Source organism: Niveibacterium sp. (assembly GCF_041909475.1).
Classification (GTDB): domain Bacteria; phylum Pseudomonadota; class Gammaproteobacteria; order Burkholderiales; family Rhodocyclaceae; genus Niveibacterium.
On the sequence record NZ_JAYRDJ010000021.1, the window covers coordinates 26,508 to 44,687 of the forward strand.

The following is an 18,180-nucleotide window of genomic DNA, read 5'->3' on the forward strand; positions in this document are numbered from 1 at the left end:
GCTGCAGATGACAGTAAATCTGTCGTTTGGGTTACGACAAGATGACAGGCGCGGCTGCGTCGGGGCGCGATCAGGCGCGGCTGCAGCCTTCGGCGCGCGCGCGCAGCAGGCTGCGTTCGCGTTCGTTACGCGTCAGGCCGGCGGCGCGTTCCAAATCGGCGCGCGCTTCGTCGTGGCGGCCGAGTCGCATCAGCAGATCGCCGCGCACCGCCGGGAGCAGGTGATAGGCCTGCAGTTGAGGATTTGCGAGCAAGGCGTCGACCAGCGGCAGCGCGGCGGCCGCGCCGTAGGCCATCGAAACCGCTACGGCGCGGTTGAGCGCGACCACCGGCGAGGGGGTGCGCTGCCCGAGCAGGTCGTACAGCGCCACGATGCGTGCCCAGTCGGTGTCTTCCGCCCGCGTGGCGCGGGCGTGGCAGGCGGCGATGGCTGCCTGCAGGGTGTAGGGCCCCGCGTCGGCGTGCAGCGCTTCGGCGCGGGCAAGCGCCTGCAAGCCGCGGCGGATCAGCAGTGCATCCCAGCGGCTGCGATCCTGATCCTGCAGCAGGATCGGCTCGCCGTTGGGCGACAGGCGCGCGGAAAAGCGCGAGGCCTGGATCTCCATCAGTGCGACGAGGCCGAAGACTTCCGCCTCGTCCGGCATCAGCTCGGCCAGCACGCGCCCGAGGCGCAGCGCCTCCTCGCACAGCGCCGGGCGCATCCAGTCGCCGCCCGAGGTGGCGGCGTAGCCCTCGTTGAAGATCAGGTAGATCACTTCCAGCACCGACGCGAGCCGGCCCGCGAGCGCTTCGCCGCGCGGCACTTCGAAGGGCACGCGGGCCGCGGTGAGGCTGCGCTTCGCGCGCACGATGCGTTGCGCGATCGTCGCTTCCGGCTTGAGGTAGGCGCGCGCGATTTCGTCGGTGGCCAGCCCGCCCATCACGCGCAGCGTGAGCGCGCAGCGCGCCTCCGGCGATAGCACCGGGTGGCAGGCGGTGAAGATCAGCCGCAGCACGTCGTCACCCACGCCGCCGTGAAGCGCGTCGTCCAGATCGGCTTCGTGCGCGGCAGCGGCCTCCTCACTCGCCACCGCATGTTGAAAGTCGAGTTCGCGTGACACGTCCGCCGCCTTGCCGGCGGCAATCTGCTCGTGGCGCAGGTGGTCCAGCGCACGGCGTTTTGCGGCGGTTGTGAGCCAGGCGCCGGGTTTGTCCGGGATGCCGGTCTTCGGCCAGCTTTCCAGCGCGGTCACCAACGCATCCTGCGCAAACTCTTCGGCGAGCCCCAGATCACGCACGATGCGCGCCGCCGCGCCGATCACCGTGGCGGCTTCGATATGCCAGATCGCGGCGATGGCGCGGTGTGCATCGTGCCCGGGCATTGCCGCCTAAGCCTCTTCCGTGTGCGGCGTGCCGTCGTGGATTGCCGGGTTGCCGATGAGCCACGCGGCACGCTCTACGGTGAAGGCTTCGGTGCGATACGCGGCCCGCGCCAGCAGCGCCGTGACGAGCACAACCAACGCAGCGGCCGCAAGCAGAAGCACCAGCGGACGCATGCGTCGGCTCAGGGCGGATGCGCGGCGGCAGCCGGGCTCAGTCGGCATTGCAGGGGGCGCATTCGCGCACCTCCACCGTAGCCCAGTGCACCGCCGGGCAACGGTGCGCGATCGCGATGGCTGCATCGCGATCTGCCACGTTGAGCCAGAAGAAGCCGCCCACCATCTCCTTCGCTTCGGCGAACGGCCCGTCGCGCACCTGCAACGCACCTTCAGTGGCGCTGATGCGCACCGCGTGGTCGTCGATGCGAAGTGATTGCGAAGCGAGCAGCACGCCCTCGCGCTGTAGCGTGTCGGCGTAGGCCATCATGCTGTCGTACAGCTCGCGAGCGCGCTCGGGCGAGTTGGCGGCGCGGGCGCCGCGTTTCTCCACGATCATCAGTAGAAAGCTCATCGTGTTCTGCCTCAGGCCTGGGCGTCCGGGCAGCCTTGCGGCATGGCGGCGGCGATCTGTTCGGGAGTGAGGTCGCGGATGTGCGTTGCGACGGACCACTGGTGACCGAAGGGGTCTTCCAGCTTGCCATAGCGATCGCCCCAGAACATGTCGGCGACCGGCATGGTGACGCGCGCACCGGCTTCGACGGCGCGCGCGAAGGTGGCATCGACGTCCTCGACGAACAGATGGATCGTTACCGGGGATGTGGCGCCGGCCTGCGGCCCGAGCGCACCGAATTCCGGGAATTCGTCGTTGAGCATCAGCGCCGAATCGCCGATCTTCAGCATCGCATGCATCAGCTTGCCATCAGGGCCAGGGAGCCGGCCAAGGGTTACGGCGCCGAAGGCGCGCTCGTAGAAGCCGATCGCATCGGCCGCGTTGCGGCAGACAAGGTGTGGTGTGAGGCTGTGCATGCCGGCGGGGATCTTCTGTACGGCGGTCTGCGTGGTGTTCATGGGGCTCTCCTTGCTTGGGGGTGGGGCGGGAGCGCGAGGGGCTCCTTGTGTACGACGTGTGGGCTACGCGAAATTCGACATCCGCCGATCAATCCTTGCCGCCGATGCCGAGCGCCTCGAAGCGCGACAGCGCGTCAGAGGGCGGAAAGGCTTCAAGGCCCATCAGCGGACGCACTTCAATTTCAGCCGGGCGACCACCGCCTGCCGGGTTCGGGAAGCGGCGCGCCCATTCGAGCGCTTCTTCGCGGCTGCGGGCCTGAATCAAGGTATAGCCGGCAATCAGCGATTCGGCTGGCGCAAAGGGGCCGACGCGCAGTTCGCTGCCGGCTTCACCGTAACGGACACGCCAGCCCTCGGCGCTCGGGTACAGGCCCGAGGCATCGAGCAGCGCACCGGCGCGCGCCAGGTCTTCATGGTAGGCGGCCATCTCGGCGATCAGGGATTCGTCGGGCATGGCGCCGCGCTCCGAATCGGGCGTGGCTTTGACGAGGATGAGATAGCGCATGTCGGGCTCCGGGTCAGTCCCGACACGGCGCGCCGGGTACACCCCTACGACGTACGAACGGTGGCGAAATCGACATTTGCGACATCGCCCGCGGAACGGAGAGCCGGTTCCTGCAAGGGCGTGTCCGCCCGTGGCAAACTTGAACGCCTCGATCCCCGCATCAAGGAATTCCCATGAACGACCTCAGCCAGTTCGCCATCACCCGCAAATGGCCCGCCCGGCATCCCGACCGCATCCAGCTCTATTCGCTGGCGACACCCAACGGCGTGAAGGTGTCGATCGCCCTGGAAGAAACCGGCCTCGCGTATGAAGCCCACAAGGTCAGCTTCGAGACCAACGACCAGATGTCGCCCGAGTTCCTGTCGCTCAACCCGAACAACAAGATCCCGGCCATCCTCGACCCGGACGGCCCCGGCGGTAAGCCGCTGGCACTGTTCGAATCCGGCGCGATCCTGATCTACCTCGCCGCGAAATCCGGCCAGCTGATGCCGGATGACCTCGCCGCGCGCTACGAAACGCTGCAGTGGCTGATGTTCCAGATGGGCGGCGTCGGCCCGATGTTCGGCCAGCTCGGTTTCTTCCACAAATTCGCCGGCAAGGACTACGAGGACAAGCGCCCGCGCGACCGCTACGTGGCCGAGTCGAAACGCCTGCTCAAGGTGCTCGACGAACGCCTCGCCGGGCGCGACTGGGTCATGGGCGACGAATATACGATCGCCGACATCGCGATCCTGCCCTGGGTACGCAACCTGATCGGCTTCTACGGCGCTGGCGAACTGGTCGAGTTCGAACGCTTCGCCAACGTGCGCCGTGTGCTGGATGCTTTTTTGGCAAGGCCGGCAGTGGTGCGTGGGTTGGTGGTTCCTGCTTGAATGATTCGCGAAGTGATTCGGAGGAGGCCGAGTGTCACGCCGATTGTGACTGGCTTCCGCCGCCGATGTTGACCGACGCTTCGCGAGCCAATCAAGAGTGTCCTACACAAAGACGGAGAGCAGACAGCGGCGACAAGCTCTACGTCCTACGACGATACAGGTAGAGCGATGACGATCGTTGCGCTGTGGTACCGAGAACGCTATCAGGAACTCTGGTGTGCTTCCGACGCACGGGTCACTGGCAACTTTGCTGCGCTAACAGATGCTGCATCAAAGATCCTTCCGGTCCCCATCCTGTGCCACAAGCATGTCGGGGGGCCAAAGTTTGACGTTGTTCACCGACACAGCCTCGGATTCGCTTTCGCCGGCTCGACTCTTGCTGCTGTCAGCTCCCACGCTGTGCTGACAGCTTGCACGCAGAATCTCCTCGATGAGTCTGAAGGCATGTACTCCGTGCCTGTTGAGGCGGTAGCCGAGCTTCTACGCTCAATTGGTGAGACCACCATCCGAGACATGTCGAGCCGCCAGAACCGAGATGTCGTGTTCGAGGCGTTGATCTTTGGTTTTTGCCCCGTCGCGCGAGAATATCGGGGCTTTGCAATCGCTCCGAACAAGACGGATGGCACTCTGCGGATGGTCATCGGGCAACTGCTGCTCGAACCCGGTCGCTTTCATCTTCTTGGTAGCGGAGAGAGGGCCTTCCTAGATTTACACTCCCAGCTCGCAGCCACACATTCAGATCCTGGCGTCCTTACGACGCTTGCTGCAATGGTGCATGACAACATTCAGGACGATGTTGGTGGTCATGTGCAGATCGGTGTTGCATCCTCTGATGGCTTTCATGTGCTACCAGTCATCGAGCCGGGTGATGGCCCTAATCGGCGGACTGTAACGTTCTTGGGGCTGGATCTCGCGAACGGGTTACGAGTTGGAGGGTGTCGGGTCGGCTTTCGGGCCGTTGGGGTTGGGCTTCCGACCGGAACAGCAGACCAACTCTAGTTTGCTGCGACATATCGGTCGCCTTGACCTTTGGTTTTCCCTTGAGCCTTCATCGACGGGGCCGGCTCGTGGTAGGAAAGACCCGATACGACCGGTTGGTCACGACTTGCATCGTGGTCGGCGGTGCCCTGACCCGAAGGTTATCTGCCCCGGAATTCACACCAACCCGGCGAGACTCAGCAGGGAAGCACGTTCACTGCAGGTTCCCCTTGCTTTTGTGGGTTCTGAGTGCATTCCGACGCGCTCAGCTGACTCGGTAAACCGCGACGGCGCAATGCTCCGCGTTGTCTGCCTTCAACCCGCGGTGAGCTGGGCATACAGCTGCGGCAAGCGCTGCGGTAGCTCCTGTGGATCGCGGATCACGACGAAACCGTGCGGGCCGAAGAGGTGGGGGAGGTAGTCGGCGCCTTCGCGGTCGATCGTTACGCAGAAGGGGCGCAGGCCGGCGCGGTGGGCTTCGCGCACGGCGGCGGCGGTGTCTTCGATCGCGAAACGGCCTTCGTAGTGGTCGATGTCGTTCGGTTTGCCGTCAGTCAGCAGCAACAGCAGCCGCATTGCGTTGGGGCGTTCGCCAAGCACCTTGGTGGCGAAGCGCAGCGCGGCGCCCATGCGGGTGTAGTAGCCGGGCTTGAGTGCCTGCACGCGGCCGCGCGCGGCGCCGTCGTAAGCCTCGTCGAATTCCTTGATCGTATGCACCCGCACATGGTTGCGCTTGAGTGACGAGAAGCCGTAGAAGGCGAACGGGTCGCCGGTGGCGCTGAGCGCTTCGCCCATCAGCAGCAGGCTTTCGCGCACCACGTCCACGACTTTGTGGGTGTCGCTGACATGCGCATCGGTGGAGAGCGACAGATCGGCCATCACGAGGCAGGCGAGGTCGCGCGCGGCGCGCACCGGAGCGGCGTACACACCGGGTTCGGGCTGCACGCAGCCGGCGGCGCGTTCGGCCTGCCAGCGCACGAGGGCGTCGAGGTCCAGCTCGGGGCCGTCCTGCTGGCCGCGCAGCCAGCGCCGCTGTGGCGCCAGCGCAGAGAACTGGGCGCGCAGCCGGCGCGCGGCGCGGCGCAGCGGTTCGGGCAGTTCGGTGTTGTGCGCGTCGCGGGCGCGCATCGGCTGCACGCGTACGCGGTCGTCGACCAAGGCGCGGCGCTTCCAGTCCCATTCGGGGAATGCGATGCCGGGGCCGAGCGGCAGGTCGTCCTGCGCGGCGGCGGGCAGATCCAGATCGAAGCGGACCTTGGCGGTGGAGGTTTCGCCACCGCGCGCAACGGCCAGCGTATCCATCTCGCGCGCCGCGCCGGCAGCGTCTTCATCACCTTCGTCGGTGGCGCGGTTGACCCGCACATACTCCGCCCAGGAGAGCAGGCTTTCGGCGCGGAAGGGCAGCACGAAGCCGTCGCGACCGTCCGGCAATTCCTCGCGCCGCGCTTGTTTGCGTTCGCGCACTTCCGCCTTGGTTTCGCCGCCGTCTGCGGTGTCGGCCTCCGTTTCGCCCTGCAGCGGCTGCGGGGGCGGGCTGTCGAGTGCGGGCATCAGCCACAGCGGCACCGGGTGTGGGTCGCGCGTCGCGGCGGGCAACTGGCTGATGCTGCCGGGCGCAGCGAGCGCGCTGCGGATCGCACGTTCGGCGGCGGCCTCGTCGGCCGGCAGCGCGGTGGGGTCTGGGCGCTGCGCGAGGTGCGCATCGACCAGGCGGCCGTAGCGTGAGGCGAGGCCGGGGTAGCGCGCGAGTACCGCGGCTACCGCGTGCTGGTTCAGCTGCAGCCAGGCATCGCGCGCGGCGTGGGTGCGCGTATCGGCCTTGTCCCATTCGAGCGGGCGTTTGAGCACCAGTGCGCGGGCGACGTCGCGTGCGCGCGCCCACAGCGAGGGCGGCGGCGCCAGATCGGGCGTAGTTGCTGCGTTGGGCTGTTGCGGTGGTCCTTCGTGGCCGCCCGTGCGGCTGACTTCACCGGCCAGTGCGATCAGCCACAGGTAGAGCTCGCGGTTGCGCGCGCGATCGGGGAACAGCGCGATCGTTTCGGGCAGGCGCAGCGTTTCGTTGTCGAGCGCGGTGTGAATCGTCTTGTCGCCGCTTGCAGCGACGCGTTGGAGCAGGCTGCGCCGCGCGCTGTGGCGGGTTTCGCCGGCGGCCGCGACGCGTAGCCCCGGTTCGCCGCCGAAGGCGCGCAGCAGCGGCCCGGCAAGCGTGGTGATCTCGTCGAGCTGCACCGCGGCTGCGGGGTAGCTGCGGTTCGCGATTCGGGTGATGAAGCGGTGCCATGCGGCGCCTACGACTTCTTCCATCGACTACTCCCGGTGTTTCTCGTGGGCAAAGCCGCCTTCGCGGCGGGCGGCGGCCTTGCCGCTGGTCCATTCGAGCAGGCTGCCCTGCGGGTTGTCGGCTTGTATCGCATCGCAGGCGACGACGCACTGCGCGCACTGCGTGCAGGCGAACATGCGGCGCTTTAGATCGCGCGGGTTCAGCCGCATCGGGCAAACGTCGGCGCAGGCGGTTTCACCGGCGCCCAGCGTTTGCGGGCAGGTGGCGCAATCGGCGGCGCGCTCGCGTGCGAAGCCAACCACCATCGCGCGGCGGTTGGCGATCCAGGCCACGCTTTGCAGCATGCCGACCGCGCAGCCGTAGCGGCAGAACAGATGCCGTGCGAAGAGGAATTCACCGCTCAGCACCAGCGTCGCCACGCCGATGAAGAGCGCCTGGTTGCGGGTGAGCGCGCCGCTGAGGAGGTTGTGATAGATCTCGAAAGGCGGCAGCAGGTAGGTCAGCAGCACGACTGCCCAGATGAAGGCAAAGCCGACTGCGAAGGGCACGACGACACACCACCAGCGGGCGTCGAGCCGCTCGGTGCTGCCGTTCGGGCGGATCAGCCAGCGCTCGCCGCCGTCGTGCAGCAGCGGGCCGGGGTGGGCGTCCCACACGCTGTGCTTGCCGCTGGCGCGGCGCATCAGCCGATTTACCGTTTCGACCACCGAGAAGTGCGGGCACAGCCAGCCGCAATAGAGCCGCCCCCAGCGCCAGGCTACGCCGAGCACCAGGGCGGCGGTGGCAAGGATAGGCAGCAGCAGTTTCAGCACCACCTGCGTGGCGGCCTCTGCGGCATCGATGCGGCCGGCAGCGAAGTCGTCCAGTCCAATGTGCCAGGGCATGCCGAGGAACCAGGCATGGCCGGCAATGAGGTCATAACGCAGCAGGTTGAACACCGGCGCGAGGATGAACAACACAAAGAAACCGGCCTGAAACAGCGTGCGGCGTGCCTGCAGGTGCTGCCGGCGCGGCGCGTTGGCACTGGCGATGGGGATCACGCGGCGTGGCGTGGTGGCGGGTGCGGACATGGCGTATCAGCCGACCAGCGGGTAGCGCCAGGCTTCGCGGTTGATCGCTTTGACGAGGCCGACGACGCCAAGCAGGATCAGCGATGAATGGACCACCGTGAAGTACAGGATCACGACGACCCACACGCCGGGGCCGTGAAAGCCGCCGATCGCACCGATCACCAGCGTGGTGAAGATCAGCGCGCCGCCGACCAGGCTGACGCGAAAGGCCTGCTCCAGATGCACCCGCGCGACCGGATGTGCACCGGCGCGCCGGCGCCACCAGAGCCACGCGAGCACGAGGAAGGCGAGGCCGGGCGCGAGCATCAGGTTGATCAGGTACAGCGCCTCGGCGGCGACGGCGAGCGGGCGGGGGTCGTCGGCGTCGCGCATCGGCACGTTGGGCTCAGACACCAAACGTGGCGGCGACGACTTCCATCAGGGCCCCGGCGATTTCGCGGTCGTCCGTCAGGCTTTCGACGATCGCGGCGCGGCAGGCCACCAGCGGCGCGACGCCGGCGCCGATCAGGCGTGCGGCGTAGACCAGCAGGCGTGTCGACACGGCTTCTTCAAGGTCGACATCCTTCAGCGTGCGCAGGCTGCCGGCGATCAAGACCAGGCGGTGCGCGAGCATCGGATCGCAGGCCGTTTCGCCAGTCAGGATGCCGACCTCGCGCTCGGCGGCCGGGAAGTCGAAGGCGAGGCTGACGAAGCGCTGCCGCGTCGAAGGCTTCAGGCTCTTGAGGAAGTTCTGGTAACCGGGGTTGTACGACACCACCAGCATGAAGCCGGGCGGTGCTTCGAGCTGCTCGCCGGTGCGCTCGATCGGCAGCACGCGGCGATCGTCTGCGAGCGGGTGCAGCACCACGGTGGTGTCCTTGCGCGCCTCGACCACTTCGTCGAGGTAGCAGATGCCGCCTTCGCGCACCGCGCGGGTCAGCGGGCCATCACACCACACGGTCTTGCCGTCGCCGATCAGGTGGCGGCCGACCAGATCGGCGGCCGACAGATCATCGTGGCAGGCAACGGTGTAGAGCGGCAGCCCCAGTTTTGCGGCCATGTGCGCGACGAAGCGTGTCTTGCCGCAGCCCGTCGGGCCCTTGATCAGCACCGGCAAACGGTTGCGCCAGGCCTGCTCGAAGAGTGCGACCTCGTCGCCGCTGGGGGCGTAGTAGGGAAGCGTGGCTTCCGTTTCGATGCGTGCGTTCATGAGGCGCAGCATCGGCTGCGCGCCCCGGTGCTTCCTTGATTCGCGGCAATTTGCGCACGGCGGCCGCCGTGCGCGATCGAGAATCGGCCGCGATGCTGCCTTACGTGGCGCGCCGACGGCGGCTTAGCGCCAGTGCGCCGAGCGCGCTACCGACGAGTGCCAAGCTCATCGGCTCGGGCGTCGGCAGCGGCGGGTCGGCCTTGATCACGTCGTTGCCGCACAGCATCGACCACTGCACATCGAAGGGCAGGCCCCAGTCGGCGCCGAACAGCGCACGCGGAATCGCGGCTTCGATCATGTAGTGCGTGTCGCTGCTGTACTGGCCGTAGCCGGTGACCGGGCCGCTGATGGCGATCTGACCGCTGCCAACTTGGGTGCCGGCCTTCACGGCAACCGGGTCGCGCCCGTGTGCGTACGCGGTGTTCTGGTTATCCCACAAACCGAAGTACCAGCCGTTCGCAGCGTCGCCGACGCGATACAGCGAGCCGACCTGGATCGTCGGGCGGTACAGGCTGCCGTTGGCGTTCTTGATCGCGGTGGTGGTGAAGCCGTATTCGAATTTGCCGTCGCGGCCAAAGTCGATCAGGAAATCGCCCGGCGCGTAGGTGTTGTTGCCCATGCGGGTCGCCGGGTCGAGCCCGGTGATCAGGCCGAGGTAGAGGTAAGTGGCGTCGTAATCGACATACAGCGCTTCCGCGTCGTAGGCCTGCCCGCCGTAGCCCGGGGTCAGGTAGCCGCTGCCGTTACGCGTCCAGTCCTCGACCGTGTAGCCCTTGACGCTCGCGCCGGGCGTCATGGTCGCCTTGTTGATCGACCAGTCGGATTGCAGATTACCGTCGATGACGTAGGCGGCGGCAGAGTGAGACACGAGCGCGAGGCACAGCAGGGCGACGGGTCGGAAAGACATGGCGTATCCACCTGAAAGTGATGCGCTGTATGAGCAGCAAACGTGCCAGTACCGCAAATCTGACGATCGCCGCAAATGCATGAATGTATTTGGCAAATTTGTCGACAGGAACGAATTCACATTCCGATCCCGCTTCCGTGAAATTTGCCACGTAAAAACCCTGGCGGAGTCGGGACGACCGTTGGTCGGCTTGATCGGTGGTAATTTCCAAAGCCTATAAGCTGTAAGAAAATGCGACTTCGATAAATTTGTCGATTTGCCTGCGTGCGCCAGGGAATCGCCTGCGTTTGCCCAAATTGAGCACGCCCCAGGCGGCGCGCCCGCTGCGATTTCGCCGCGCTTGTTCTAAGGTGCTGCCACAAGAGCTGTCGTGCTCTCGCCGCGGCTGCCAAGCCGGCCGAGCGCGCGGCACAACCTATGGATGACCGAGAAGCCATTCCCCCGATGAGCCCCGATCGCGCATTCGAAGCGCAAGCCTTCAACGAGCAACTGCCCGGCGGGCGCAGCGGCGGGCAACTGGCCGTAGACGCCGCGCGGCTTCACTTCAACGGCGGCGGCCAGGCCGTGGACCTGCCGCTGGAAGGGCTACAGCTGAGCCTGGGCGGCGCCAGCGACCGCCTGATCTTCCTCACCCACCCGGCGCTGCCGGCCTGGCAGTTCTACACCAGCGACCACGCGCTGCTGACGCACCCTGCGCTGGCCGATCACCCGGCGGTGCAGCACTTGCGGCGACACCGCAGCAAGCGTCGCCTGCTCGGCTGGGGCAGCCTTGCGGCAGTGCTGGCGCTGATCCTGCTGCTGCCGCTCGCGCTCTACCTGTCGCTCGACGGCCTCAGCGCGGTGGTGGCGCGGCGCCTGCCGGCGGACTGGGAACAGTCGCTCGGCGACACCGCGATCAAGCAGTTCCGCGTGCAGAAGACCTTCATGCCGGACAAGGCCGCCGATGCGCTGCTGCAGCCCCTCGTCGCCCCGCTGGTGGCGCAGGCCGGCAGCCGCTACCGCTATCACTTCCATGTGATAAACGACCCCAGCCTCAATGCCTTCGCGCTGCCCGGCGGGGAAGTGGTGATCCATTCGGGCCTGATTCTGAAGGCGGCGTCGCCGGATCAACTGCAGGGCGTGCTGGCGCACGAGATCTCGCACGTGACCGAACAGCACGGCCTGCGTTCGGTGATCAAGAGCGTTGGCGTGTATGCGGTGGCGCAGGCGCTGATTGGCGATGCCTCCGGCCTGATTGCCGCGGTCGCCGGTGCGGCACCGATGCTGATCAACCAGAAGTATTCGCGCGACTTCGAACGCGAGGCCGACCGCGCCGGCTTCGACCTGCTGACGCGCGCGCAGATCAACCCCGCTGGCCTGATCGGCTTCTTCGGCGCGATTCGCGAAGAAGAGCGCAGACAGCTCAAGCAACTGGGCGACGCCGATGCACAGAGTGCCGCGCGTGGCGCAATGGCCTACCTCGGCACCCACCCCGACACCGACGAGCGCATCGCCACGCTGCAGGCGCGGCTGGCGAAGCTGCCGGCAAGCCCCTGGCGCGACGACCGCGCGGCCTTTGCGGCGCTGAAGGCGCAAGTTCAACAGTTTGTAAGTACAACTACGACGAAAGACGACGATGAAAGCGGAAATCCGCGGCAGTGATGCTTTTTCCTATGTCGACCTGACGCTCGCGCCCGGCGACAGCGTGGTCGCCGAATCCGACGCGATGAGCAGCATGTCGGCGGATCTCGACCTGCAGGCGCGCTTCAACGGTGGCTTCTTCGCAGGCTTGCTGCGCAAGTACCTCGCCGGCGAGACGCTGTTCGTCAACGTCTTCAAGAACACCACGAAGGCGCCGCGCTCGCTGACGCTGGTGCAGCCGACGCCGGGCGGCATCCGTGCGCTGGAACTGCACAACGACACCTTCTACCTGCAACCCGGCGCGTATCTCGCGAGCACCGAAGGGCTCAAGCTGGGCGTCGGTTTTGCCGGCTTCGTGTCGTGGATTGCCGGCGACGGCCTGTTCCGCACCGTCGTGAAGGGCAGCGGCACGCTGTGGTACGGCGCTTACGGTGCGCTGCTGGATAAGGAGATCGACGGTGAGTACATCGTCGACAACAGCCACCTTGTTGCCTACGAACCGGGCATCAAGCTGCGTCTGCAGCTGGCCGGCGGCATCTTCTCCAGCCTGTTCGGCGGCGAAGGCCTCGTCACGCGCGTCAGCGGCAAGGGCCGCGTGGTGATCCAGACGCGCAGCCTCTCCGGCCTTACCGGCTGGATCAACCCGAAACTGAGCTGAGCGAGGCGCGCATGCAAGTCGAATTCATCCATCGCCCCGGCAATACCGCGGCGACGCTGCTGCTTGCCGCAGGCGAGAGCTGCACCACCGAATCGGGCGCGATGATCGCAATGAGCGGCCAGCTCGATATCGAAACCACCACGCACAAACGCGGCAAGGGCGGTCTGCTGAAGGCTGCCAAGCGCCTGTTCGGCGGCGAATCCTTCTTCCTCAACCATTTCACCGCGCGCAGTGGCCCGGGCGAAGTGGTGCTGGGCACCGCGCTCGCTGGCGACATGATGGATTACACGCTCGATGGTGATGCGCTGCTGGTGCAGGCCGGCTCCTTCGTCGCCTGCGAGCAGGGCGTCGAGATCGATACCACCTGGCAGGGTTTCAAGAATCTGCTGTCGGGCGAGAGCCTGTTCTGGCTCAAGCTCTCCGGGCGCGGCAAGGTGGTGCTGAGTTCCTTTGGGGCGATCTATCCGATCGAGGTCGACGGCGAACATATCGTCGACACCGGCCACATCGTCGCCTTCCAGGAAACGCTGGAGTTCTCGCTGACCAAGGCGGGCAAGAGCTGGCTGCATTCGATGCTGGGTGGCGAAGGCCTCGTCTGCAAGTTCAAGGGGCGTGGCACCGTGTGGTGCCAGTCGCACAACCCGGGCAGCTTCGGCATGTCGCTGCGCCCGACGCTCAAGCCGCGCAAGTAACAGGAAGGGGACACGAGATGTCATTCAAAGTGAGCGTGACCGGTTACGCGCAGGCCGACCAGGCCGCTGCACGCGCGGCCTTCGCGACGGCCTTCAAGATCACGCCGGAAAAGGCGGCCGAGTTGCTGGCGGTGTTGCCGCGCACGATCAAGGTCGATCTCGACCAGGCCACCGCGCAGCGCTATTGCGATGCCTTGCTGAAGATGGGGCTGACGAGCGCGGCCGAGCCGATGCAAGCGGCCGTGGCGCCGAGTCCGGTGCCGGCTGCTGCACCCGTGCCGGTGGCGCAGGCATCGGCCGCACCGGTTATGCCGGCCGCCGTGGTGGCGCCCGAAGCGGAGCAGCCCGGCTTCAAATTCACGATCGAAGGTGCGCCGGACTTCGCCTTCCTGACCGTGAAGCTGCCGGCCAACCACACGATCAAGGTGGAAGCCTCGGCGATGGCGACGATGGACACCCACATCCGCATGAAGACCAAGCTTGGCGGCGGGCTGGGGCGTTTCATCACCGGCGAATCGATCTTCATCAACGAGTTCAGCGCCGAGAAAGTGCCGGGCGAAATCGGCATCGCACCCGGTGCGCCGGGCGATCTGGGCCATGTGTACCTGAACGGCGATGTAATCTACCTGCAGAACGGCGCCTTCGTCGCCTGCGACCCGGATGTCACGATCGAGAGCAAGTGGCAGGGCTTCACGAAGGGCTTCTTCTCGGGTGAGAGCTTCTTCCTGATCCGCGCCTCGGGCACCGGCGACCTGTGGTTCAACACCTACGGCGGCATGATCGCGAAGGATGTGGATGGCGAATACGTCGTCGATACCGGCAACATCGTCGCCTTCACCGAGGGGCTCAACTACAGCGTGGAAAAGTTCGGCGGCTACAAGTCGCTGTTCTTCTCTGGCGAAGGCTTCGTCTGCCGCTTCCGCGGCAAGGGCCGCGTGTGGATCCAGACGCGCACTTCCGGCGCGCTGCTGACCTGGGCGCAGCAGTTCCGTAAGGCGAAGAGCGCGGACTGAGCTGGCCGTGCGGGCGGGGGCGACCCCGCCCTGTCTTCTCGCGCGCGATTCAGGCGCGCTGTGCGGTCTGCCAGCGCGTCGTGAGCCACGTGCCGATCGCGCGGATCTCATCGAGGCAAACCGAGTGTCGCATCGGATAGGTGCGCCATTCCACTGCGTAGCCCTCAGCCTGCAAGGTGTCACGCGCCGCTTCGCCAAGTCGCAACCCAACCACATCGTCCTGCGTGCCATGCGCGGCGAAGATCGGCGTCGAGCGGTTCGCCTCGCTGAGCGAATCGAGCAGCAACTGGCGCGCGGGCAGATAGGTCGAGAGCGCGATCACGCCGGCCAGCGTTTCCGGGTGCGACAACGCCGCGGTGTAGGCGATCGCGCCACCCTGCGAGAAGCCGGCCAGCACGATGCGGTGCGTCGGCACGCCGCGCGCGTTCTCGCCGGTGATCAAGGCCCGCACCGCATCGCAGGATGCACGCACGCCGGCCTCGTCCACATCGCGGGTGCTGCCATCCAGATACTTGATGTCGTACCACGCCCGCATCAGGTAGCCGCCATTGCAGGTCACCGGAATCACCGGCGCATGCGGAAACACGAAGCGGATCTTCGCGCTGCCCGGCAGCCCCAGTTCCGGCACCACCGGCTCGAAATCGCTGCCATCGGCCCCGAGGCCATGCAGCCAGATCACCGAGAAGTCGGCGTCGGGCGCGGTTTCCACTTCGAGGGTAGGGAGAACGTTGGTCATGGTTGCGGCTTGCTCAAGTTGGCATTGGCCGAGAGCTTACCGTGTTGCTGAAGCACGGCGACACTTCAGCGCAGGCCCGCGTGCCAGCCCAAGGCAATCAGTGCGATCACCAGCAACAGCCAGCCGATCACCGCAGCTTGCCAGCGCAGGCTGACGTGGCGCAGCACCATGAATTCGCGCGCGACCAGTGTGCCCTTGACGAGGGTGACGAGCGCGAGCACGACGGCCACGGCGCCTTGCGCGCTGACGATCATCACATGCCCGCTGCGGCAGACTTCGCGGTACTTGCCGTCCCACTCGCCGAGCGCGTAGGTCACCAGCGTGGCGAGCAGCAGCACTGCGAAGGCGACGTCCTCGCGATGGATGGAAGGTGTTTTCATCGCAGTACGTACACCAGGGGGAAGAGGACGATCCATACCAGGTCCACCATGTGCCAGTAGGCCGCGCCGCTCTCCAGCCCGTTCATGTGCCCGCTGCGATAGGCGCCGCGGCGGGTTTGCAGCACCAGCACGACGAGCACCACCATGCCCAGCAGTACATGCATGAAGTGGAAGAAGGTCAGGCCGATGTAGAACATGTGGAAGCGGTCGGACGACAGCGAATAGCCCTGCCCGAACACCGTGGCGTATTCATGCAGTTTCACGATCACGAAACCGCTGCCGCCCACCAGGGCCGCGATCAGCCAGCGGCTTGCGGCGGCAAGGCGTGCGGCGTTCACGCTGCGCACCGCGCGCACCACGCACCAGCTTGCGCTGATCAGCAGCACGGTGTTGATCGCGCCGCCGCGGCGATCCAGCCCGGCCTGCATCGCGTCGAACAGCGTGCGGTCGGATGCGCGCGCGAAGGCGTAGGCGACGAAGAGCACCGCAAACACCAGCAACTCGGCGAGGATGAAGATCCACACCGCGAGGTCGCCCGGCGGGTGCGCTTCGCGCGCCTTGCGGAAAAAGAAGCCCGGCGCGGGGGCCGGGCAAAGATCCACTACAGACATTCGATATCGCGGGCGACACCGGGGGCCGCCCGCGCCTCCTTTAGGTCAGGTCCGAATAAGTGGCTGCGACGGCGCATCGCGGCGTTGCGGCGTGCTCGCTCCCGCGCCTATCCACTTGACATGTCTTGGTCGCTGCGCGCGCCGCGCCTTGCGCTGCATCCGTCTCGCTCACTTATTCAGCCCTTCCTCTATCGCGTAGCGCCAGCGAGCTTGCCGCTCGTGGCCGGCGCTTCACCCTTCACCAGGCGCCTGCGCGGCGCGCAGGCAGTTCTCACTTCGCTCACTCAATGCTGGGAAGCCAGAGCCGTTTGCGGCGACGGCTTCACGAAGAAGCTCGCGATGTAGAGCACCAGACCCAGCAGGAACACGAGGCCGGTGAATTCGCGCAGCCAGTAGAACAGCGCGATCTTCTCCTGCACCGCCATGAAGGGTTGCGGGGTGTCGGAGAAGCGCTGCAGATACACCTGCAGGATGCCCGCGGCGGTGAGGAACAGCGTGATGAAGACCATCGCGATCGTCATCAGCCAGAAGCTCCACATCTCCAGCACCTGCGAGCGTTCGCTGTTGGCCGCACGGCCGCGGATCACCGGCATCGCGTAGCTGATCATCGTCAGCACCACCATCACGTAGGCGCCGTAGAAGGCCATGTGGCCGTGCGCCGCGGTGATCTGTGTGCCGTGGGTGTAGTAGTTCACCGGTGCCAGTGTGTGCAGGAAGCCCCACACACCCGCGCCGAGGAAGGCCATCACGCTGGTGCCCAGCGCCCACAGCACGGCCGCCTTGTTCGGATGCTCGCGGCGACGCTTGTTGACGATGTTGAAGGCGAACACGGTCATCGCGAAGAACGGAATCGGTTCCAGCGCCGAGAACACGCTGCCGATCCACTGCCAGTATTCCGGCGCGCCGATCCAGTAGAAGTGGTGGCCGGTGCCGAGGATGCCGGAGATCAGCGTCAGCGTGATGATCACGTACAGCCACTTCTCGATCACCTCGCGGTCGACGCCGGTGACCTTGATCAGCACGAAGGCGAGGATTGCGCCGAGGATCAGCTCCCACACGCCTTCCACCCACAGGTGCACCACGAACCACCAGTAGTACTTGTCCTTGACCAGGTTGTCCGGGTTGTAGAACGAGAACAGGAACATCACCGCGAGGCCCCACAGACCCAGCAGCAGGATGCTGGAAATCGCGGTCTTGCGGCCTTTCAGGAAGGTCATGGTCAGGTTGAACAGGAAGCCCAGCGCGACGACGACGATGCCGATCTTGGTGATCGTCGGTTGTTCGAGGAACTCGCGCCCCATCGTCGGCAGCAGGTCGTTGCCGGTGATCTTGGCGAGCGTTGCGTACGGCACCATCAGGTAGCCGAGTACGGTCAGCGCAGCCGCGACGAGGAAGATCCAGAACAGCGCCAGCGCCAGCTTCGGGCTGTGCAGCTCGGTCTCCGCTTCTTCAGGTACGAGGTAGTAGGCCGAACCCATGAAGCCCATCAGCAACCACACGATCAGCGCGTTGGTGTGGACCATGCGCGCGACGTTGAACGGGATCGCCGGGAACAGGAAGTCACCCACGACGTACTGCAGGCCCATCACCAGGCCGAACAGGATCTGCGCAACGAAGAGTCCGATCGCCGCGATGAAGTAGGGTTTCGCAACCGCTTGAGATTTGTATTGCATGGTGCGCTCTCCTCAACCTTCGATGTTCGGCGGCCACTTCGCCGTGTTGATTTCAGAGCTGTACTTGAGGAATTCGACCATGTCGTCGAGGTCCTTGTCGGACAGATGGAAGTTCGGCATCTGGCGCCGGCCCGGCGCACCGGTCGGCTGGCCCTTGATCCAGGCCTTGATGAACTCGGGGCCACGACGCTTGTAGACGTTGCCCAGTTCCGGCGCGAAGTAGGCGCCCTCGCCAAGCAGGCTGTGGCAGCCGATGCAGTTGTTGGTCTCCCAGAGTTTCTTGCCATGCGCGACGGCCGGCGTGATGTTTGCGCTGTTATCGCGCTTGGGCAATGTGCGGTTGGTATCTACGGTCAAGGCAATGAACAGGAAGGCGAAGAACGCCGTTCCGCCGTAGAAAACGTTCCGCGCCATCGAGGTCGATAGTCCTCCGCTCATGGTGCGTCTCCCCTTTGTGGATGCAGCTTGCAAGGTGGGCGCATTCTCGTGATCCGGGTCGGTCGGCGACATTGATTGCAATCAAGCGGCCACCCGCGTTGCCGCGGCGGCCGCGGCGTTGATGCGAGTCAA

At 65.9% G+C, this 18,180-nt stretch carries 21 protein-coding genes; 6 read left to right on the forward strand and 15 right to left on the reverse strand.

Annotation, left to right across the window (positions count from 1 at the left end):
• Positions 1–70 precede the first annotated feature (70 nt).
• The 5 genes from ACE3P0_RS14205 to ACE3P0_RS14225 all read right to left on the reverse strand — a co-directional run bounded on the left by ACE3P0_RS14205 (position 71) and on the right by ACE3P0_RS14225 (position 2,930).
• Complete coding sequence (locus ACE3P0_RS14205) at positions 71–1,360, reverse strand: RNA polymerase sigma factor (protein WP_374403341.1); 1,290 nt, start codon at positions 1,358–1,360, stop codon at positions 71–73.
• A gap of 6 nt (positions 1,361–1,366) precedes the next feature.
• Positions 1,367–1,534, reverse strand: a complete 168-nt coding sequence (locus ACE3P0_RS14210; protein ID WP_374403342.1) for a hypothetical protein — start codon at positions 1,532–1,534, stop codon at positions 1,367–1,369.
• Positions 1,535–1,571: 37 nt separating this feature from the next.
• Positions 1,572–1,928, reverse strand: coding sequence for a YciI family protein (locus ACE3P0_RS14215; protein ID WP_374403344.1), 357 nt, complete (start codon positions 1,926–1,928; stop codon positions 1,572–1,574).
• Positions 1,929–1,939: 11 nt separating this feature from the next.
• On the reverse strand, positions 1,940–2,425 hold the full coding sequence (locus ACE3P0_RS14220) for a VOC family protein (protein ID WP_374403345.1): 486 nt from the start codon (positions 2,423–2,425) through the stop codon (positions 1,940–1,942).
• An 88-nt stretch (positions 2,426–2,513) separates the two neighbouring features.
• Positions 2,514–2,930, reverse strand: coding sequence for a YciI family protein (locus ACE3P0_RS14225; protein ID WP_374403346.1), 417 nt, complete (start codon positions 2,928–2,930; stop codon positions 2,514–2,516).
• Positions 2,931–3,103: 173 nt separating this feature from the next.
• Here ACE3P0_RS14225 and ACE3P0_RS14230 point away from each other — a divergent pair, with 173 nt between their 5' ends.
• Together ACE3P0_RS14230 and ACE3P0_RS14235 are read left to right on the forward strand one after the other, a co-directional pair.
• Complete coding sequence (locus ACE3P0_RS14230; protein ID WP_374403347.1) at positions 3,104–3,802, forward strand: glutathione S-transferase N-terminal domain-containing protein; 699 nt, start codon at positions 3,104–3,106, stop codon at positions 3,800–3,802.
• A gap of 168 nt (positions 3,803–3,970) precedes the next feature.
• The gene (locus ACE3P0_RS14235; protein ID WP_374403348.1) at positions 3,971–4,801 is read left to right on the forward strand and encodes a hypothetical protein; all 831 of its coding nucleotides are present in this window, start codon (positions 3,971–3,973) and stop codon (positions 4,799–4,801) included.
• Positions 4,802–5,095: 294 nt separating this feature from the next.
• Here ACE3P0_RS14235 and ACE3P0_RS14240 read toward each other — a convergent pair whose 3' ends face one another.
• The 5 genes from ACE3P0_RS14240 to ACE3P0_RS14260 all read right to left on the reverse strand — a co-directional run bounded on the left by ACE3P0_RS14240 (position 5,096) and on the right by ACE3P0_RS14260 (position 10,227).
• Positions 5,096–7,084 (reverse strand): nitric oxide reductase activation protein NorD, encoded by a 1,989-nt coding sequence (locus ACE3P0_RS14240; protein WP_374403349.1) that lies wholly within the window; start codon positions 7,082–7,084, stop codon positions 5,096–5,098.
• Positions 7,085–7,087: 3 nt separating this feature from the next.
• Positions 7,088–8,131 (reverse strand): 4Fe-4S binding protein, encoded by a 1,044-nt coding sequence (locus ACE3P0_RS14245; protein WP_374403350.1) that lies wholly within the window; start codon positions 8,129–8,131, stop codon positions 7,088–7,090.
• A gap of 6 nt (positions 8,132–8,137) precedes the next feature.
• Positions 8,138–8,524, reverse strand: a complete 387-nt coding sequence (locus ACE3P0_RS14250; protein WP_374403352.1) for a hypothetical protein — start codon at positions 8,522–8,524, stop codon at positions 8,138–8,140.
• Positions 8,517–9,332, reverse strand: coding sequence for a CbbQ/NirQ/NorQ/GpvN family protein (locus tag ACE3P0_RS14255; protein WP_374403353.1), 816 nt, complete (start codon positions 9,330–9,332; stop codon positions 8,517–8,519). Before ACE3P0_RS14255 ends, ACE3P0_RS14250 begins: the two co-directional genes overlap by 8 nt.
• An 88-nt stretch (positions 9,333–9,420) precedes the next feature.
• The gene (locus tag ACE3P0_RS14260) at positions 9,421–10,227 is read right to left on the reverse strand and encodes a PEP-CTERM sorting domain-containing protein (RefSeq protein ID WP_374403355.1); all 807 of its coding nucleotides are present in this window, start codon (positions 10,225–10,227) and stop codon (positions 9,421–9,423) included.
• Between the two features lie 444 nt (positions 10,228–10,671).
• On the opposite strand from ACE3P0_RS14260, the gene ACE3P0_RS14265 reads away from it, so the two are divergent.
• The 4 genes from ACE3P0_RS14265 to ACE3P0_RS14280 are packed head-to-tail and all read left to right on the forward strand — an operon-like array spanning position 10,672 to position 14,210.
• Positions 10,672–11,868, forward strand: a complete 1,197-nt coding sequence (locus tag ACE3P0_RS14265) for a M48 family metallopeptidase (protein WP_374403356.1) — start codon at positions 10,672–10,674, stop codon at positions 11,866–11,868.
• Positions 11,843–12,505 (forward strand): TIGR00266 family protein, encoded by a 663-nt coding sequence (locus tag ACE3P0_RS14270; RefSeq protein ID WP_374403357.1) that lies wholly within the window; start codon positions 11,843–11,845, stop codon positions 12,503–12,505. The genes ACE3P0_RS14265 and ACE3P0_RS14270 overlap by 26 nt, the downstream gene beginning before the upstream one ends.
• Before the next feature lie 11 nt (positions 12,506–12,516).
• Positions 12,517–13,197: a TIGR00266 family protein gene (locus tag ACE3P0_RS14275; protein WP_374403358.1), complete on the forward strand. Its 681-nt coding sequence runs from the start codon at positions 12,517–12,519 to the stop codon at positions 13,195–13,197.
• A gap of 17 nt (positions 13,198–13,214) precedes the next feature.
• A complete protein-coding gene (locus tag ACE3P0_RS14280) occupies positions 13,215–14,210 on the forward strand; it encodes a TIGR00266 family protein (RefSeq protein ID WP_374403359.1) in 996 nt (331 codons plus the stop codon).
• A 49-nt stretch (positions 14,211–14,259) separates the two neighbouring features.
• Here the strand turns inward: ACE3P0_RS14280 and ACE3P0_RS14285 are convergent, their stop codons facing one another.
• From ACE3P0_RS14285 to ACE3P0_RS14305, 5 genes are all read right to left on the reverse strand, one after another.
• Positions 14,260–14,946, reverse strand: coding sequence for an alpha/beta hydrolase (locus ACE3P0_RS14285; RefSeq protein WP_374403360.1), 687 nt, complete (start codon positions 14,944–14,946; stop codon positions 14,260–14,262).
• 65 nt (positions 14,947–15,011) lie between these two features.
• Positions 15,012–15,326, reverse strand: coding sequence for a cytochrome C oxidase subunit IV family protein (locus ACE3P0_RS14290; RefSeq protein ID WP_374403361.1), 315 nt, complete (start codon positions 15,324–15,326; stop codon positions 15,012–15,014).
• Positions 15,323–15,937, reverse strand: coding sequence for a cytochrome c oxidase subunit 3 (locus ACE3P0_RS14295; protein WP_374403363.1), 615 nt, complete (start codon positions 15,935–15,937; stop codon positions 15,323–15,325). Before ACE3P0_RS14295 ends, ACE3P0_RS14290 begins: the two co-directional genes overlap by 4 nt.
• A 284-nt stretch (positions 15,938–16,221) precedes the next feature.
• A complete protein-coding gene (locus ACE3P0_RS14300) occupies positions 16,222–17,610 on the reverse strand; it encodes a cbb3-type cytochrome c oxidase subunit I (RefSeq protein ID WP_374403364.1) in 1,389 nt (462 codons plus the stop codon).
• Positions 17,611–17,622: 12 nt separating this feature from the next.
• On the reverse strand, positions 17,623–18,048 hold the full coding sequence (locus ACE3P0_RS14305; protein WP_172203302.1) for a cytochrome c: 426 nt from the start codon (positions 18,046–18,048) through the stop codon (positions 17,623–17,625).
• Positions 18,049–18,180 lie beyond the last annotated feature (132 nt).

Bases quoted from the DNA above. Each gene is read 5' to 3' on its own strand.
- ACE3P0_RS14205 (WP_374403341.1), bottom strand. From the start codon at position 1,360: ATGCCCGGGCACGATGCACACCGCGCCATCGCCGCGATCTGGCATATC.
- ACE3P0_RS14210 (WP_374403342.1), bottom strand. From the start codon at position 1,534: ATGCGTCCGCTGGTGCTTCTGCTTGCGGCCGCTGCGTTGGTTGTGCTC.
- ACE3P0_RS14215 (WP_374403344.1), bottom strand. From the start codon at position 1,928: ATGAGCTTTCTACTGATGATCGTGGAGAAACGCGGCGCCCGCGCCGCC.
- ACE3P0_RS14220 (WP_374403345.1), bottom strand. From the start codon at position 2,425: ATGAACACCACGCAGACCGCCGTACAGAAGATCCCCGCCGGCATGCAC.
- ACE3P0_RS14225 (WP_374403346.1), bottom strand. From the start codon at position 2,930: ATGCGCTATCTCATCCTCGTCAAAGCCACGCCCGATTCGGAGCGCGGC.
- ACE3P0_RS14230 (WP_374403347.1), top strand. From the start codon at position 3,104: ATGAACGACCTCAGCCAGTTCGCCATCACCCGCAAATGGCCCGCCCGG.
- ACE3P0_RS14235 (WP_374403348.1), top strand. From the start codon at position 3,971: ATGACGATCGTTGCGCTGTGGTACCGAGAACGCTATCAGGAACTCTGG.
- ACE3P0_RS14240 (WP_374403349.1), bottom strand. From the start codon at position 7,084: ATGGAAGAAGTCGTAGGCGCCGCATGGCACCGCTTCATCACCCGAATC.
- ACE3P0_RS14245 (WP_374403350.1), bottom strand. From the start codon at position 8,131: ATGTCCGCACCCGCCACCACGCCACGCCGCGTGATCCCCATCGCCAGT.
- ACE3P0_RS14255 (WP_374403353.1), bottom strand. From the start codon at position 9,332: ATGCTGCGCCTCATGAACGCACGCATCGAAACGGAAGCCACGCTTCCC.
- ACE3P0_RS14260 (WP_374403355.1), bottom strand. From the start codon at position 10,227: ATGTCTTTCCGACCCGTCGCCCTGCTGTGCCTCGCGCTCGTGTCTCAC.
- ACE3P0_RS14265 (WP_374403356.1), top strand. From the start codon at position 10,672: ATGAGCCCCGATCGCGCATTCGAAGCGCAAGCCTTCAACGAGCAACTG.
- ACE3P0_RS14270 (WP_374403357.1), top strand. From the start codon at position 11,843: ATGAAAGCGGAAATCCGCGGCAGTGATGCTTTTTCCTATGTCGACCTG.
- ACE3P0_RS14275 (WP_374403358.1), top strand. From the start codon at position 12,517: ATGCAAGTCGAATTCATCCATCGCCCCGGCAATACCGCGGCGACGCTG.
- ACE3P0_RS14280 (WP_374403359.1), top strand. From the start codon at position 13,215: ATGTCATTCAAAGTGAGCGTGACCGGTTACGCGCAGGCCGACCAGGCC.
- ACE3P0_RS14285 (WP_374403360.1), bottom strand. From the start codon at position 14,946: ATGACCAACGTTCTCCCTACCCTCGAAGTGGAAACCGCGCCCGACGCC.
- ACE3P0_RS14290 (WP_374403361.1), bottom strand. From the start codon at position 15,326: ATGAAAACACCTTCCATCCATCGCGAGGACGTCGCCTTCGCAGTGCTG.
- ACE3P0_RS14295 (WP_374403363.1), bottom strand. From the start codon at position 15,937: ATGTCTGTAGTGGATCTTTGCCCGGCCCCCGCGCCGGGCTTCTTTTTC.
- ACE3P0_RS14300 (WP_374403364.1), bottom strand. From the start codon at position 17,610: ATGCAATACAAATCTCAAGCGGTTGCGAAACCCTACTTCATCGCGGCG.
- ACE3P0_RS14305 (WP_172203302.1), bottom strand. From the start codon at position 18,048: ATGAGCGGAGGACTATCGACCTCGATGGCGCGGAACGTTTTCTACGGC.